The sequence below is a fragment of the Variovorax sp. RO1 genome (genome assembly GCF_002849325.1).
In the GTDB taxonomy this organism is placed as follows: Bacteria; Pseudomonadota; Gammaproteobacteria; order Burkholderiales; family Burkholderiaceae_C; genus Variovorax.
On sequence record NZ_PKMT01000002.1, the window covers coordinates 685,002 to 700,966 of the forward strand.

16 protein-coding genes are annotated in these 15,965 nt (G+C 68.3%); 11 read left to right on the plus strand and 5 right to left on the minus strand.

The annotated features are described in order from the left end of the window. The first annotated feature begins 25 nt into the window (after window positions 1-25). Genes CY658_RS14385 through CY658_RS14410 form a run of 6 tightly spaced genes read left to right on the plus strand, consistent with a single transcriptional unit; the run spans window position 26 to window position 5,208 of the window. The gene (locus CY658_RS14385; protein ID WP_101490853.1) at window positions 26-541 is read left to right on the plus strand and encodes a DUF1269 domain-containing protein; all 516 of its coding nucleotides are present in this window, start codon (window positions 26-28) and stop codon (window positions 539-541) included. Between the two features lie 57 nt (window positions 542-598). Next, window positions 599-1,774 (plus strand): cytochrome c oxidase subunit II, encoded by a 1,176-nt coding sequence (locus tag CY658_RS14390; RefSeq protein WP_101490854.1) that lies wholly within the window; start codon window positions 599-601, stop codon window positions 1,772-1,774. After that, the gene (gene ctaD / locus CY658_RS14395) at window positions 1,771-3,558 is read left to right on the plus strand and encodes a cytochrome c oxidase subunit I (protein ID WP_101490855.1); all 1,788 of its coding nucleotides are present in this window, start codon (window positions 1,771-1,773) and stop codon (window positions 3,556-3,558) included. Before CY658_RS14390 ends, ctaD begins: the two co-directional genes overlap by 4 nt. Beyond that, entirely contained in the window at window positions 3,555-4,172 is a 618-nt protein-coding gene (locus tag CY658_RS14400) for a bb3-type cytochrome oxidase subunit III (protein ID WP_101490856.1), read from the plus strand. Before ctaD ends, CY658_RS14400 begins: the two co-directional genes overlap by 4 nt. Window positions 4,173-4,183: 11 nt before the next feature. Beyond that, a complete protein-coding gene (locus CY658_RS14405) occupies window positions 4,184-4,873 on the plus strand; it encodes a heme-copper oxidase subunit III family protein (protein ID WP_101490857.1) in 690 nt (229 codons plus the stop codon). 11 nt (window positions 4,874-4,884) lie between these two features. Beyond that, window positions 4,885-5,208, plus strand: a complete 324-nt coding sequence (locus CY658_RS14410; RefSeq protein WP_101490858.1) for a cytochrome C oxidase subunit IV family protein — start codon at window positions 4,885-4,887, stop codon at window positions 5,206-5,208. Window positions 5,209-5,217: 9 nt separating this feature from the next. On the opposite strand, the gene CY658_RS14415 is transcribed toward CY658_RS14410, so the two are convergent. From CY658_RS14415 to CY658_RS14430, 4 genes are all read right to left on the minus strand, one after another. Next, window positions 5,218-6,843 carry an MFS transporter gene (locus CY658_RS14415; protein WP_099794014.1) on the minus strand — a complete coding sequence of 542 codons (1,626 nt, stop codon included), beginning with the start codon at window positions 6,841-6,843 and terminating at the stop codon, window positions 5,218-5,220. Window positions 6,844-6,864: 21 nt separating this feature from the next. Next, on the minus strand, window positions 6,865-7,635 hold the full coding sequence (locus CY658_RS14420; protein WP_101490859.1) for an amino acid ABC transporter permease: 771 nt from the start codon (window positions 7,633-7,635) through the stop codon (window positions 6,865-6,867). A 92-nt stretch (window positions 7,636-7,727) separates the two neighbouring features. Then, a complete protein-coding gene (locus tag CY658_RS14425) occupies window positions 7,728-8,492 on the minus strand; it encodes a basic amino acid ABC transporter substrate-binding protein (protein WP_101490860.1) in 765 nt (254 codons plus the stop codon). Window positions 8,493-8,571: 79 nt separating this feature from the next. Then, complete coding sequence (locus tag CY658_RS14430; protein WP_101490861.1) at window positions 8,572-9,351, minus strand: hypothetical protein; 780 nt, start codon at window positions 9,349-9,351, stop codon at window positions 8,572-8,574. Between the two features lie 181 nt (window positions 9,352-9,532). Between CY658_RS14430 and CY658_RS14435 the strand changes: the two genes are divergently transcribed. The 4 genes from CY658_RS14435 (at window position 9,533) to CY658_RS14450 (ending at window position 11,576) form a co-directional block, all read left to right on the plus strand. Next, window positions 9,533-10,177, plus strand: a complete 645-nt coding sequence (locus tag CY658_RS14435; protein ID WP_143713687.1) for a hypothetical protein — start codon at window positions 9,533-9,535, stop codon at window positions 10,175-10,177. A 13-nt stretch (window positions 10,178-10,190) separates the two neighbouring features. Beyond that, window positions 10,191-10,733: a GTP-binding protein gene (locus CY658_RS14440; RefSeq protein ID WP_101490863.1), complete on the plus strand. Its 543-nt coding sequence runs from the start codon at window positions 10,191-10,193 to the stop codon at window positions 10,731-10,733. Beyond that, the gene (locus CY658_RS14445) at window positions 10,730-11,119 is read left to right on the plus strand and encodes a roadblock/LC7 domain-containing protein (protein ID WP_101490864.1); all 390 of its coding nucleotides are present in this window, start codon (window positions 10,730-10,732) and stop codon (window positions 11,117-11,119) included. The genes CY658_RS14440 and CY658_RS14445 overlap by 4 nt, the downstream gene beginning before the upstream one ends. Before the next feature lie 97 nt (window positions 11,120-11,216). Further along, complete coding sequence (locus CY658_RS14450) at window positions 11,217-11,576, plus strand: hypothetical protein (protein WP_099794000.1); 360 nt, start codon at window positions 11,217-11,219, stop codon at window positions 11,574-11,576. Window positions 11,577-11,655: 79 nt separating this feature from the next. Here the strand turns inward: CY658_RS14450 and CY658_RS14455 are convergent, their stop codons facing one another. Continuing rightward, window positions 11,656-12,132 (minus strand): Lrp/AsnC family transcriptional regulator, encoded by a 477-nt coding sequence (locus tag CY658_RS14455; RefSeq protein WP_062478228.1) that lies wholly within the window; start codon window positions 12,130-12,132, stop codon window positions 11,656-11,658. A gap of 179 nt (window positions 12,133-12,311) precedes the next feature. Here CY658_RS14455 and CY658_RS14460 point away from each other — a divergent pair, with 179 nt between their 5' ends. After that, window positions 12,312-15,923 (plus strand): indolepyruvate ferredoxin oxidoreductase family protein, encoded by a 3,612-nt coding sequence (locus CY658_RS14460; protein ID WP_101490865.1) that lies wholly within the window; start codon window positions 12,312-12,314, stop codon window positions 15,921-15,923. Window positions 15,924-15,965: the final 42 nt, after the last annotated feature.

Here is a 15,965-nt window from a genome sequence, read left to right on the forward strand (position 1 = left end):
CGTCGCAAGACGGAAAGGAGGCGCCATGAAAAGACGCATCTATTGGCTGTTGCCCGACCTGGCGAGTGCCAGGCAGGCCATGAACGATCTGCTGTTGGCGCGTGTCGACATCGCGCACCTGCATTTCGCCGCACGCGAAGGCCAGGACATGGCCGGGCTCCATGCGGCCAACATCTGGCAGACCTCCGACCTCGTTCACGCCGCCAAGACCGGCTGGGTGCTCGGCACCGCCTGCGGTGTCGTCGTCGGCCTGCTGGCCGCGCTGCTGTTCCCGGTGTTCGGCGACGAGTCCGAATGGGCCGTGGCCGTGGGCCTGGCGCTGCTGGGCGGCGTGGTGGGCGCGTGGTCGGCCAGCATGGTCGGCGTGTCGATCCCGAGCCCGCGGCTGGAACGCTTCGAAAGCGCCATCGCGCAGGGCCAGGTCTTGCTGATGGTCGACCTGCCGCCGTCGCGCGTGCGCGAGGTCGAGGCGATGCTGGAAGCCACGCACCCCGAGGCCCGCTTCGAGGGCGATGAGCCGCACATCCCGGCGATCCGCTGACGCCACCGCGCATGCGACGCCCGGAACCCCCGATGGCCACCCCAGCGAGCGCAGCACATGACCATCGCCGTCGTCCTGTTGCTCATCGTGGTGGCCTCGGTGGCGTTCCACGTCGTCAACCCGTGGTGGACGACGCCGCTGGCCTCCAACTGGCAGCCCATGGACGACACGCTGACCATCACGCTGGTCATCACGGGCCTGTTCTTCGTCGTCATCAACGTGTTCCTCGCCTACACCGTGGTGCGCTTTCGCCACCGCGAGGGGCGCCGCGTGGCGCCGCATGCGCCTGAGGGCCGCGCGCTCGAACGCTGGCTGATCGGCGGCACCACCGTCGGCATCATGGCGCTGCTGGCGCCCGGCCTCGTGGTGTACGCGAACTACGTGCGCACGCCGCATGACGCGCTCGTGCTCGAGGTGCTGGGCCAGCAGTGGCAGTGGCGCTTTCGCCTGCCGGGCGCGGACGGCAAGCTGGGCGCGACCGATGCGCGCTTCGTCAGTGCCGCCAATCCGTTCGGGCTCGACCCGGCCGACCCGGCGGGGCAGGACGACCTGCTGGCGCCCGGCGACGAGGTGCACCTGCCGATCGGCCAGCCGGTGCTGGTGCTGATGCGCTCCCACGACGTGCTGCACGATTTCTTCGTGCCCCCCATCCGCGCGCGCATGAACATCGTGCCGGGGCAGGTCAGCCGCTTCTGGTTCACGCCGACCGTCGCGGGCCGCTACGAGGCGCTGTGCGCGCAGCTGTGCGGCGTGGGCCATCCGAACATGCGCGGCTTCGTGGTGGTGGAGGACGCGGCGGCCTACGGCGCGTGGCGCACTGCGTTGCCGACCTTCGCCGTGATGCAGCAGGCGCGGGCGGCCCAGGCGGCACAAGCGGCCCAGGCGCCGGCCGGCGGGGGTGGTGGCGCACGCGTCGACCAGGGCCGCGCGCTGGCCGACGCCAAGGGCTGCGTGGCCTGCCACACCATCGACGGCAGCGCACGCGTCGGGCCGACCTGGAAGGGCCTGTACGGCAAGAACGAGTCGATGGCCGACGGCAGCACGGCGCTGGTCGACGAGGCGTATCTGCGCAGCTTCATCCGCGACCCGCAGGCGCGCCATGTGAAGGGCTTCCCGCCGGTGATGCCGAAGATCGACCTGAGCGACGAGGAACTGGCCGCGCTGGTGGCCTACATCCAGAGTCTGGGCAGCCCGCCGGCGCAGGCTGCCACCGAACAGAAGGCCGCGCGATGACTGACGCTGCGCTCACTCAAGACGACGAACACGACGACGGCGGCCACCCGGCGCCGCAGAGCTTCCTGCGCCGCTACGTCTGGAGCCAGGACCACAAGGTGATCGCCGTGCAGTACGCCTGCACCGCCATCGCGGTGGGCGTGGTCGGCCTGGTGCTGTCGAACCTCATGCGGCTGCAGCTCGGCTTTCCGGGCCAGTTCGAGTTCATCAACGCCGAGCGCTACTACCAGTTCGTGACGATGCACGGAATGATCATGGTGATCTACCTGCTCACGGCGCTGTTCCTCGGCGGCTTCGGCAACTACCTGATCCCGCTCATGGTGGGGGCGCGCGACATGGTGTTCCCTTACCTCAACATGCTGAGCTTCTGGGTCTACCTGCTGTCGGTGGTGGTGCTGATGGCGAGCTTCTTCGTCGCGGGCGGCCCCACGGGCGCGGGCTGGACGCTGTACCCGCCGCAGTCGATCCTGCCCGGCACGCCGGGCCACGGCGGCGGCATCGTGCTCATGCTGGTGTCGCTGCTGATCTTCATCGTGGCCACCACCATGGGCGGCCTGAACTACGCGACCACCGTGCTGCAGGCGCGCTGCAAGGGCATGACGCTGCTGCGCATGCCGCTCACGGTGTGGGGCATCTTCGTGGCCACGGTGCTCGCGCTGCTGGGTTTTCCGGCGCTGTTCGTCAGCGGCGTGATGCTGCTGCTCGACCGCACGATGGGCACCAGCTTCTTCATGCCGGCGCTGGTGTCGATGGGGCAGGTCACGGGCTACAAGGGCGGCAGTCCGCTGCTGTTCCAGCACCTGTTCTGGTTCTTCGGCCATCCCGAGGTCTACATCGTGGCGCTGCCGGCCTTCGGCATCGTGTCGGACCTCATCAGCGTGCACGCGCGCAAGCGCATCTTCGGCTACCGCACGATGGTGTGGGCCATCGTGGCCATCGGCGGGCTCAGCGTGGTGGTCTGGGCGCACCACATGTTCGTGAGCGGCATGAACCCGTACTTCGGCTTCTTCTTCGCGACCACCACGCTGGTCATCGCGGTGCCCACTGCGATCAAGGTCTACAACTGGCTCCTGACGCTGTGGCGCGGCGACATCCACCTGTCGGTGCCGATGCTGTTCGCGCTGGCCTTCATGTGCACCTTCGTGATCGGCGGGCTCACGGGGCTGTTTCTGGGCAACGTGAGCGTGGACATTCCGCTGTCGGGCACCTACTTCGTGGTGGCGCACTTCCACATGGTGATGGGCGTGGCGCCGCTGCTGGTGGTGTTCGGCGGCATCTACCACTGGTTCCCCAAGATCACCGGCCGCATGCTGGACGACCGGCTCGGCCGGCTGCATTTCTGGATCACCTTCCTGGGCACCTACGCGATCTACTTTCCCATGCACTACCTCGGTGTGCTGGGCATGCCGCGGCGCTACTACAACTTCGACGGCTACAAGTTCATTCCGCCGTCGGCCTTCAGCCTGAATGAATTCATCACCGTGGTCGCGCTGGTGGTCGGGGTGGGCCAGGTGCTCTTCATCGTCAACCTGGCCTGGAGCGCCTGGCGCGGGCGGCCGGCCGGCGCCAACCCGTGGCGCGCTGCATCGCTCGAATGGCAGACGCCCGAGACGCCGCCCGGCCACGGCAACTGGGGGCCGCGGCTGCCCGTGGCCTATCGCTGGGCCTACGCCTATGGCGTGCCGGGCGCGGCGGAAGACTTCATCGCGCAGAACGCGCCGCCGCAGGCCAGCGACGACAAGGACGACGTGCCCGTGAGCGGCGCGCGGGGAGCACCGGCATGAACGCGGACGCTGCCCTGCGCATGCGCGGCCTGCCGCGTGACGTGCGGCTGCGCGACGCGCACGCGAGCGCCGCGGGCATCGGCCTGTGGGTCTTCATGGGCGTGGTCACCGCGCTGTTCTCGCTCTTCACCGTGGCCTACGTGATGCGCATGAGCAGCGGCGACGCGATCGCGCTCGCGCTGCCGTGGCAGCTGTGGCTCAGCTCGGCGCTGCTGGTGGCGGGCAGCGTGGCGTTGGAAGGTGCCGCGCGCAGCGCGGACCTGGCGCGCATGCGCCGCCTGCTGCTGGCCGGCGGCCTGTGCGCCGTGGGCTTCCTGTGCGTGCAGCTGTGGGCCTGGGGCGCGATGGCGCACGCGCAGGTCATGCCGGCCGGCAACCCGTCGGGCAGCTTCTTCTACCTGCTGACCGCCATGCACGGGCTGCACCTGGCGGGCGGGCTGGTCGGGTGGGCGATGGCGGCGCGCGTCGCGTGGGCCGACCCCGCCCGCGCCGGATGGCGCATCGCGCTGTGCGCGCGCTACTGGCACTTCATGTTGGCCGTGTGGCTGGCGCTGTTCGCACTGCTGGGATGGGTGACGCCGGAGGTGGCGCGCGTCATCTGCGGCACGTCGTGAGGAGGCTTCGCATGAACCACTCTGCAACCCTTGCCCGCCCCGCCGTCGCCGCGAGCGGCTGGCGCGGGCTGGTGGCCGACTGGTCGTCCGATCGCCAGGCGTTCCACGTCTCGTGGGGCAAGGCGATGATGTGGATCTTCCTGCTGAGCGACATCTTCATCTTCAGCTGCTTCCTCACGGGTTACATGACGGTGCGCGTCTCGACCACCGCGGCGTGGCCGAACCCGAGCGAGGTGTTCGCGCTGCACGTGGGCGGGGCCGACGTGCCGCTCTTGCTGATCGCGATCATGACCTTCGTGCTCATCAGCAGCAGCGGCACGATGGCGATGGCGGTCAACTTCGCGTACCGCGGCGACCGCGTGAACGCCGCCACGCTGATGCTCGTGACCGCCACCTTCGGCGAACTCTTCGTCGGCATGCAGGCCTTCGAGTGGTCCAAGCTGATCCTCGAGGAGGGCGTGCGGCCCTGGGGCAACCCGATGGGCGCGGCGCAGTTCGGCGCGGCCTTCTTCATGATCACGGGCTTCCACGGGCTGCACGTGTCGGCCGGCGTGGTGCTGCTGTTTGCGGTGGCCTTCAAGCTGATCCGCGGCGACTACGACAAGGCCGGCAACTACCAGGTGGTCGAGATCGTGGGCCTGTACTGGCACTTCGTGGACCTGGTGTGGGTCTTCATCTTCGCGCTGTTCTATCTCTGGTGAGGACGACCACCATGAACACCCATATCACCACCACCGGCCAGCAGCACCCCATCGGCCTGTACCTGAAGATCTGGGGGCTTTTGTTCGTGCTCAGCGCGATGTCGTACATGGTCGACTACTTCCACGTGCAGAGCTATTTGCGCTGGGGCCTGATCCTCGTCTTCATGCTGCTCAAGGCCGGGCTCATCGTCGCGGTCTTCATGCACATGGCGTGGGAGCGGCTGGCACTGGTCTACGCCATCCTGCTGCCGCCGCTGTGCCTGCTGGTGCTGGTCGGGCTGATGGCCGCGGAGGCCGACCACACCTTCCTCACGCGGCTGCTGTTCTTCCGCTGACGGCCGCGCTCAGCGCCGCACCACGAAGCGCGTGATCACCGGCGCCGTTTCGCCCAGGTGGAACGCCAACCGGCGCTCGCGCAGCGCCATGTCGGCGGCGGTGGCGCGGTTGAAGCGACGCAGGTGGTCGGTCCACGACTCGTCGACGATCTGCTCCACGTAGCGCTCGGGCTGCGCGATGTCGTGCAGCAGCTCCCAGCCGATGGCGCCCTGGCCCAGGCGCGCGCGCCGGGTCTGCTGCATCACGAGGTGGAAGGCCGCGGCGCGCGACGGATCGATGAGGTACTCGACCGTGATCACCACGCGGCCGTCTTCCTGCGGCGCCTCGGCCGGCGGGCCGGTGGCCCAGCCGGCCTGGGCGGGGCGCACGTCGTCCTCGCCGCTCACGTCGGTCACCCAGCGCATGGCCGCGAGCATCAGCAGCGTGCCGCTCACGGCGGCGATGGCCAGGCTCAGCTTCAGCGACGTGACGGTGGCCACCTGGCCCCACAGCGCCGCGCCGATCGCGCTCGCGCCCATGATCGCCATCTGGTAGGTCGACATGCCGCGCGCGCGCACCCAGTCGGGCAGCGCGAGTTGGGCCGACACCGAGAGCGAGTTGGCCACCGTGATCCACGCCATGCCGCCGAAGAACATCGCCGGCACCGCGACCCAGGCGTTGGGTGCCACGGCCATCACGGCGGTGGCGGCCGACTGCAGCATGGCGCCGCGCAGCACCAGCTGGTCGCGCCCGAGCGCCTGGCGCAGCCGCGGCAGAAAGAGCACCGCGATGATCGCGCCCGTGCCCATGGCGGCCAGCAGCAGCGTGAAGGTGCCGGCACCGCCGCCCTCGAGGTTGCGTGCCAGGAGCGGCAGCAGCGCCAGCAGCGCGGTCGAGTGGAAGAAGAAGAGCGACACGCGCGTGAGCACCGCGCGCATGCGTTGCGACTGGCGCACGAACTGCACGCCCACGCGCATCGCGCTGATGAGCTTTTCGCGGCCCAGCGGGTTGGGCGTGTGCTCGCGGCGCCAGCGCAGCACCACGAAGCCCGAGGCCACCGACAGCACCGCGTTGAGCGCAAACACCCACACGCTGCCCGCGCTCGCGATCAGCATGCCGGCCGTGAGCGGGCCGACGATGCGCGAGGCGTTCATGGCGATGCCGTTCAGTCCCAGCGCCGCCGGCAGTTGTTGGCGCGGCACCAGCTCGGGCACGATGGCCGAGAACACCGGCCAGCGCAGCGCCAGCCCGATGCCGTTGGCGAAGGTGAGCGCCAGCAGGAGCGGCGCGGTCATCACGTCGAGCGCGATGGCGGCGCACAGCACCACGGCCGTGCCGGCCAGCCAGAACTGCGTGGCCACCAGCCAGCGTCGACGGTCGAGGATGTCGGCCAGCGCGCCGCTCGGAAGCCCGAGCAGGAACACCGGCAGGGTGGAGGCCGACTGCACCAGCGCCACCCAGATCGGCGAGGTGGTGAGCGAGGTCATCATCCACGCCGCCGCCACATCGTTCATCCACATGCAGATGTTGGCGATGAGCCAGGTGCTCCACAGCATGCGGAACACGGGGAGCTTCAGCGGCTCGAGCGCCGCGAGGTTCGAGGGCTGCGGCTTGGCCGGCGGGAGGGGTGTCTCTTCGGGGGATATGGGCGGCATGTCGCGCTATTGTGGCGCGGCTCAGCCTCTGTCGCTGCGGGCGAGGCGATGCTCGAGGCGACGCAGCAGCGTCGTCAGCACCAGCGTCATCACCCAGTACACGACCGAGATCGCGAGGTACGGTTCCCAGTAGCGCGCATAGGCGCCGGCCACGGTGCGCGCGGCGTAGGCCAGCTCGGCCAGGCCGATGGCCGACACGAGCGAGGTGTCCTTGAGCAGCGCGATCGCGTTGTTGCCCAGCGGCGGCAGCATGCGGCGAAACGCCTGCGGCAGCACCACGTAGCGCATCACCTGCGAGGGGCTCAGGCCCAGCGAGCGGCCGGCGTCGAACTGCCCGCGCGAGATCGACTGGATGCCGGCGCGGAACACTTCGGAAATGTAGGCCGCCGAGTTCAGCGTGAGCGCGACCACGCCCGAGATGAGCGCGCCGTGCTCCTGCTTGAGCGTGCGCGCCAGTTCGCCGTCGATGAGCAGGCCGGTGCTCGGGTGGATGAACACCGGCATCACCGCGAAGTGGATCAACAGGATCTGCACGAACAGCGGCGTGCCCCGGAAGAAGCTCACGTACACCGTGGCGGGCCAGCGCAGCAGCACGCGCGTGACCCAGGTCCATGGCGCATGGCGCGCCTGCGCCAGCCGCGCGAGCGCCAGGCACAGGCCCCAGCTCGACCCGAGCAGCACGCAGACCACGGTCATGCGCAGCGTCATCCAGGCGCCCTGCCAGAACAGGTCTTTGTATTCCACGAGGATGTCCCAGCGGAACCATCCAAAAAGCAGCACTGGTTGTTCCATGCCTGCGTCCTCCACTCTGTCTATCTGTCTGTCTGCGAAAAAAACGAAACGGCCGCGTGAGGGCGGCCGTGTTCAGGAAAATGCCGTGCGGCTCAGCGCACGTTCGGGTCCTTGTTGAACCACTTCTTGTAGATCGTCACGTAGCTGCCGTCGGCGCGGATGGCCGCCAGGCCGGCGCTGAGCTTGTCGAGCAGCGCCTTGTCGCCCTTCTTCACGACGATGCCGAAGCCTTCTTCGGGGAAGGACTTGTCGTCCAGCGTCTTCAGCTCGGCGTGCTGCGCCACGCGGTAGGCGATCACGCCGTTGTCACCCATGGCGGCATCGACGCCGCCGCCGGCCAGCTCGGAAATGATGAGCGGCGTGCTCTCGAAGCGGCGGATGTTGGGGCTGGTCTTGCCGAACTCGCGCGAGGCGATGTCGTCGGCGGTCGAGGCGCTGACCACGGCGATCTTCTTGCCCGTGAGGTCCTTCAGCGAGGCCACGGTGCTGTTCTTCGGCAGCGCGATGAGCTGGCGCGCCGCGAAGTACGGCGGCGTGAAGTCGTAGCTCTGCTTGCGCTTCTCGTTGATGGTGACGCCCGAGATCACGAGGTCGACGTCGCCGTTGTTCAGTGCGCCGAAGATGCCGGTGAAGGGCGTGTTGACGACCTTGATCTTCAGGCCCTGCTGCTTGGCGATGGCGTTGATGATGTCGATGTCGAAGCCGACGATCTGCTTGTCCTTGTTCTCGAAGGCAAACGGCGCGTAGGTGGCGCTGGAGGCCACGGTGAGTTCGCGGTTCTGGGCTTGGGCCTGGGCACCGAAGGTGAGCGAAACGGCTGCGAGGCCGAGGGCCAGGGCGCGGCGTAGAGAGTTCATTCGGGGTCCTTGTGTCTTGCCGCCGGCGGGAAGCGGTGGGCGAGCATTTTAGGCGGTCGCTATCGGGACCCCTTGCCGGTTACCGGGCGAACAGGAAGTAGAGCGCGACGGCTACCACCGCCACGACGGCGATCACCTTGCCCGCGCGGGGCGAACCCGAAGCGCTGGACGCGCCCGTGCTGTGCCACGTCACGGTGCGGGTGTGCACCGTCTTCGTGTGGCCGTCGCTGCTGCTGCGCTCGGTGCGGGTGTGCACCGATTTCGTGTGGCCGTCGCTGCCGCGCTCCGTGCGGGTGAGCGCGTCGGCCACGATCTGCCGACCTTCCGGCGAGATCGCGGACATCGGCGTGGCGAGCGCCTGCAGCTGCGCGGGCGTCAGCACGCCGGTGCGCACGGCCCAGGCCAGCGTGGCGGCCGGCGAAGCGGGCGCGGCCCATTCGGGTTCCTGTTCGGGCAGCAGGCTGCGGGCCTGGAAGTGCTGCACGGGGTCGATCAGCTGCAGCGCCTGCAACTGGTCGAGCGCGCTGTCGGTCACGCCGTCTTCGAGGCGGTGGGCCATGAGGCCGATCTCGAACAGCACCCAGGCCGGCGCCTGCCCGCTGACCATGGCCACGGCGTTCGCCACGGTGCGGTGCGCTTCGTCTTCCGCGCCGGGGGCGGCACGGGCGCGCAGGCCCGGCAACGATTCCGGCGCGACGATGTCCTTGGCCGCCGCCCAGCCCAGTGCTTCGCTCGGGGTGCGCAGCGCGGTGTTCGGCAGGTCGGGGTGCGCGAGCGCCTGCGCGTGTTCCGCGTCGGTCAGCAGGCCCAGGGTGTGAAGGTGCGACAGGGCCCGCAGGCCGGTGGCTTCGGAGTTCATGCGGCCAAGTGTCCCAGAGGTCTTGCGGAGGGCGGCCACGCCCGTTCGGCGCTCCCAATCGTGTGCGTTACTTCTCGGTGCGCACCCATATTTGGGCATTGTTTCGATACACGACGCATCAATTAGTTAACACATATAACAATAAGGAACTATTAAAAACAATTGGTCAGGGAAGAAGGTTATGCCATTGGTTTTGGGCGTCATGGGGCTCCCTCAGGTCGAGGTCGAGCTCTTGAGGATCATCGTTCGCCTCAGCTCCAATCTTGGGTCCCTCTGGACCGTCAGCGAATCGCAACCGTGCGACCTGTTGCTGGTGGACGGCGACACCCCGGCCGCCGAGCGGCAGACGCCGGCGGCACGTTTCGTGGTGCCGATGGTGGCGCGCGGCGATGCAGCGCCAGCAGCCCCCGCGCGCCGCACGCTGGCGCGTCCCATCTACGCGGAAGAGCTGGTCGCGCTGCTCAACCAGATCACGCCGAGCGGGGCCTCGGGCGACGCGGCGCGCGCCATGGTGCGCTCGATCCGCGCGCGCGCCTCGCTGATCCGCTGGCCCTCGCAGGTGACCCTGCAGCGCCATCCGATCTACGTGCGGCTCGCGGCCGCACTGTCGAAGAGCGCGCAATCGGCCGAAAGCCTGAGCGTGCTGGGCCGCATCGACGTGCAGGAGTGCAGCACCTTCCTCGGTCTGCTGGAGGAAGAAGGCGCGCTGACCTGGTCGGAGGAAGCCCGCGGGCCGCGCCCCTCTGGAAGTGGTGCCGGCGGTGAGGCCGCGCAGCACAAGCGGGGCTTGCTCTCGCGCATCCGCCGACGCCTCGGGCTGGCCTGAAGAGGGCACCGACATGAGGGACTTCAAGCTCGTCTTCACGGGCCCCATGGGCGTGGGCAAGACCACGGCCATCGCGGCCCTCAGCGACACCGCGCCAATCGCCACCGAGGTCGCCAACGCCGACACCTCGGTCGCCAAGGCCACCACCACGGTGGGGCTCGACTTCGGCCAGGTCACGCTCGACAACGGCGACCGGCTGCGCCTGTATGGCACGCCGGGCCAGAGCCGCTTCGACTTCATGTGGAAGATCCTGGTGCGCGATGCACTGGGCCTGGCGATCCTGCTGGACAACAGCCGGCCCGACCCGATGGCCGACCTGGCCCAGTACCTGGACGGCTTTGCCGGCGCGCTGGAGCGCATGCCCTGCGCCGTGGGCGTGAGCCGCCTGCCGTCGCACCCCACCCCCACGCTCGACGACTACGCGCAGGCGCTGGCCGCGCGCGGTCTGGTGCTGCCGCTGCTGGCGGTCGATCCGCGCCGCAAGGACGACGTCGTCGCGCTGATCGAAACGCTGCTGATGCAGATCGAAGTGCTCGACGAGGAGGCCGCGCCATGAAGATTCCCCACGCCCTGAAGCTGCGCGCCGCGGTCGAAGCCCGCCGCGTGCTCGACGAAGTGAGCGGCGTCGCCTCGGTGGTGGTGGCCACGCCCGACGGCTTCGAGATCGCCAGCGTCGCCCGGCGCGACGTCGAGCCCGCGCGCATCGCCGCCATGGCCAGCTCGATCGCCGCCATCGGCGCCGTGGTGTCGCAGGAGGCCGGCCTGGGGCGCTGCACCTGCATCACGGTCGCGACCGACAACGGCTTTGCGCTGGTCAGCCCGGTGCACAACGGCGAGACCGCGCTGGTGGTGAACGTCATCGCCGACGCCGACGCGGTGCTCGCGCAGGCGATGTACCGCACGGCGGCCTGTGTGCGGGCGCTCGAGGCGCCGCAGCCTTAGGCCTTCGCTACGAATTCACGGGCGGAGACGAATTGGCATGCGACGTCTTCACCCTCTTCTTTCATTCGCATGAATTTCAATACCAGGACTCACTGACATGGCCTCGATCCAGACCAGCCTCGACAACCTTCTGACCGCCGACGGCGCCCTGTGCGCCGCCGTGGTCGATTCCGCCAGCGGCATGATGCTGGGCGCCGCCGGCTCCGGCGTGGACCTCGAAGTGGCTGCCGCCGGCAACACCGAAGTGATGCGTGCCAAGCTCAAGACGATGCGCGCGCTGGGCCTGAGTGACACCATCGAAGACATCCTGATCACGCTGGGCAAGCAGTACCACCTGCTGCGCCCGATGGCGCAGAAGGAAGGCGTGTTCATCTACTTCGTGCTCGACAAGGCGAAGTCGAACCTGGCGCTGGCCCGCCGCAAGCTGCAGGACGTCGAGAAGGAAATCACCTTCTAACTAATAGAGGTGCACCGCCCTCGGGCGGATGACAAGGCCGGCTCCCTCGCGGGAGGCGGCCTTTTTCTTTGGAGGGCGGCTACTTCGCCAGGTGCCCCAGCGGCAGCGCGCTGTTCGCCTTCACCTCGCCCAGCGAGAAGCTGGTGTGCAGGTCTTTCACGTTCGGCAAGTTCATGAGGTTCTGCCGCGCGAAGGCCGAGAAACCGTTCAGGTCCTGCGCCACCACCTGCAACTCGAAGGTGCCGGTGCCGCTGATGTAGTGGCAGGCCACGACCTCGGGCATCTTGCGGATCGCGTCCTCGAGTTTGCGCGTGGCTTCGTGGGTGACGCGCTCGGTGTCCACGCGCACGAAAGCGAGCACGCCCAGCCCGATCTTGTGGCGGTCGATCTCGGCGCGGTAGCCCTTGATGAAGCCGGCGTCTTCGAGCGCGCGCACGCGGCGCCAGCAGGGCGCTGCCGACAGGCCCACGCGCTGCGCAAGTTCGGCGTTCGTGAGGCGACCATCGGTCTGCAGTTCTTGCAGGATAGCGAGGTCGAACTTGTCAATGCTTTCCATAGGCGTGGATGTTAAGCAAGATTCTTTCTGAAAGCCGCTTTTTGGGGACGAAAAACGCAAACACCTGTCGCGGACCCCGGCATACACTTTGCGTGACCATGGGCTCGCGCCCTACCGGGCACAGACCCACACCCCATCAGCCAGGCCCACAAAGCCCTGCCAATACGGAGACAGAACACATGAACGCCCCGCTGCCCGAGCACATTCGCCGCGCGCTAGAAACCGTCACGCTCGACGACAAATACTCCCTCGACTACGGCCGCGCCTTCATGAGCGGCGTGCAGGCCCTGGTCAAGCTGCCGATGCTGCAGCGCCTGCGCGACAAGCAGGTCGGCAAGAACACCGCCGGGTTCATCAGCGGCTACCGCGGCTCCCCGCTCGGCGGCTACGACCAGGCGCTGTGGAAGGCCAGCAAGTTCCTCAAGGAACAGAACATCGTCTTCCAGCCCGGCGTGAACGAAGAGCTCGCGGCCACGGCGCTGTGGGGCACGCAGCAGCTGGGCTTCTCGCCCCAGGGCACCAACAAGTTCGACGGCGTCTTCGGCATCTGGTACGGCAAGGGCCCGGGCGTGGACCGCTGCTCCGACGTCTTCAAGCACGCCAACATGGCCGGCACCACCGAATTCGGCGGCGTGATCGCGGTGGCCGGCGACGACCACATCTCCAAGAGCTCGACCGCAGCGCACCAGAGCGACCACATCTTCAAGGCCTGCGGCACGCCGGTGTTCTTCCCGGCCAACGTGCAGGAAATTCTCGACCTCGGCATTCACGCCTTCGCGCTGAGCCGCTTCTCGGGCGTGTGGTCGGGCATGAAGACGATCCAGGAGATCGTCGAGTCGAGCGCCACGGCCATGATCGACCCCGAGCGCGTCGACATCGTCATTCCCACCGACTTCGAGATGCCGCCCGGCGGCCTGCACATCCGCTGGCCCGACCATGCGCTGGAGCAGGAAGCCCGGCTCATGCACTACAAGTGGTATGCCGCGCTCGCCTACATCCGCGCCAACCGCCTGAACCACAACGTGATCGAAGGCCCGAACGACCGCTTCGGCATCATGGCCAGCGGCAAGGCCTTCAACGACACGCGCCAGGCGCTCATCGACCTGGGCCTGGACGACGCGGCCTGCCGCCAGCTGGGCATCCGCCTGCACAAGGTGGGCGTGGTGTGGCCGCTCGAGGCGCAGCTCACCCGCGACTTCGCCACCGGCCTGCAAGAGATTCTGGTGGTCGAGGAGAAGCGCCAGGTCATCGAATACCAGCTCAAGGAAGAGCTCTACAACTGGCGCTCCGACGTGCGCCCCAACGTGGTCGGCAAGTTCGACGAAGGCGCCAGCTCCACGGACGACGGCTACTCCGGCGGCGAATGGTCGATGCCCAACCCGACCTCGCACACGCTGCTGCGCGCCAACGCCGACCTGAACCCGGCGCTCATCGCCAAGGCCATTGCCGCGCGCCTGAAGAAGACCGGCCTCCTGGCAGCCGCCGGCGCCGACATGGCCGCCCGCATCGATGCGCAGCTGGCCATCCTCGAGGCCAAGGAACGCGCGATGGTGGTGCAGCAGGCGTCCACCAGCGTGGCCGACGCCACGCGCCAGCCCTGGTTCTGCTCGGGCTGCCCGCACAACACCAGCACCGTCGTGCCCGAAGGTTCGCGCGCAATGGGCGGCATCGGCTGCCACTTCATGGCGACCTGGATGGACCGCTCCACCATCGGCTTCACGCAGATGGGCGGCGAGGGCGTGCCATGGGTCGGCCAGCAGCCCTTCACGACCGACCAGCACATCTTTGCCAACCTGGGCGACGGCACGTACTTCCACAGCGGCCTGCTGGCGATTCGCCAGAGCATCGCGGCGGGCGTGAACATCACCTACAAGATCCTCTACAACGACGCGGTCGCGATGACCGGCGGCCAGCAGGTCGGCGAGCGCCCCGAGGGCCACTCGGTGCTGCAGATCGCAGAGAGCCTGCACGCCGAAGGCGCCAAGAAGGTCGTCATCGTCACCGACGAGCCCGAAAAGTACGAGGGCGTGACCATTCCGGGCGACCACGTGCAGGTGAAACACCGCGACCTGCTGGACGACATCCAGCGCGAGTTCCGCGCCATGGCCGGCACCACGGCCATCATCTATGACCAGACCTGCGCGACCGAGAAGCGCCGCCGCCGCAAGCGGGGCACGGCCGTCGATCCGGCCAAGCGCGTGGTCATCAACGAACTGGTGTGCGAAGGCTGCGGCGACTGCAGCGTGCAGAGCAACTGCCTGAGCGTGGAGCCGCTGGAAACCGAATTCGGCCGCAAGCGCACCATCAACCAGAGCAGCTGCAACAAGGACATGAGCTGCCTGAAGGGCTTCTGCCCGAGCTTCGTGACCGTCGAAGGCGGCCAGCTCAAGAAGAAAAGCAAGAACAAGGCGGCCACGCCGGCCGAGTTCGGCCTGCTGACCGAGCCCGTCATTCCGTCGCTCGTGGGCGGCAAGGTCTGGGGCGTGGTGGTGGCCGGCGTCGGCGGCACCGGCGTGATCACCATTGGCCAGCTGCTCGGCATGGCCGCGCACATCGAGGCCAAGGGCATCGTCACGCAGGACGCGGCGGGCCTGGCGCAAAAGGGCGGCGCCACCTGGAGCCACGTGCTCATCGGCGACACGCAGGACGACATCCGCACCACCCGCGTGGGCACCGCGGCGGCCGACCTGATCCTGGCCTGCGATCCGCTGGTCACGATCAACGCCGAGACCATGGCGCGCATGCGCGAAGGGCGCACGCACGTGGCGCTCAACAGCCACAGCGCGCCCACGGCCGCCTTCGTGCGCAACGCCAACTGGCAGAACCCCGAAGACGCCTGCGCCGCTGAAATTGCGCGCGCCGTGGGCATCGACGGCCTGGGCGCCTTCGACGCCGATGCCGCCGCCACCGCGCTGATGGGCGACACCATCTACGTCAACCCGATGATCCTGGGCTACGCCTGGCAAAAGGGCTGGGTGCCGCTGGCGCACGAATCGCTGATGCGCGCCATCGAGCTGAACGCCGTGGCCATCGAGAACAACAAGACCGCCTTCGAATGGGGCCGTCAGGCCGCCGTGCGCCCGGACGAGCTGCAAAAGCGCGTGCGCCCGGGGCAGGTCATCGAGTTCAAGAAGCGCGAGACGGTCGAGGCCCTCGTCGCTCGCCGCGCCGAGTTCCTGACCGGCTACCAGAACGCCGCCTACGCCGAGGAATACAAGGCCTTCGTCGGCCGCGTGCAGCAGGCCGAAGCGGCCGCCGGCAAGAGCACGGCCCTGAGCGAAACGGTGGCGCGCTACCTGTTCAAGCTCATGGCCTACAAGGACGAGTACGAAGTCGCCCGCCTGCACACCGACCGCACCTTCCTGGACCGCGTCGAGGGCATGTTCGAAGGCGACTACAAGCTCAACTACCACCTGGCGCCGCCGCTCCTGGCCAAGAAGAACGCCAAGGGCCAGCTGCAAAAGCAGAAGTTCGGCCCCTGGATGCTCACGGGCTTCCGCTTCCTGGCGAAGCTCAAGGGCTTGCGTGGCACAGCGCTCGACGTCTTCGGCCGCACCGAGGAGCGCAAGACCGAGCGCGCCCTCATCGGCGAGTACCGCGCCAGCATCGAGGAAGTGCTCAAGGGCCTGCGCGCCGACAACCACGCGCTGGCGCTGGAGATCGCGGCGTTGCCCGAGCAGATCCGCGGCTACGGCCACGTGAAGGAGCGCAACCTGGCGGCGGCCCGCACCCGCTGGAACGAGCTGCTGGGCAAGTGGCGCAACCCGCAGGCGCAGCGCGCAGCGGCCTGATTCCACAGGCCCGTTTCCTCTGACAAAGAGCGCCCTTGCGGC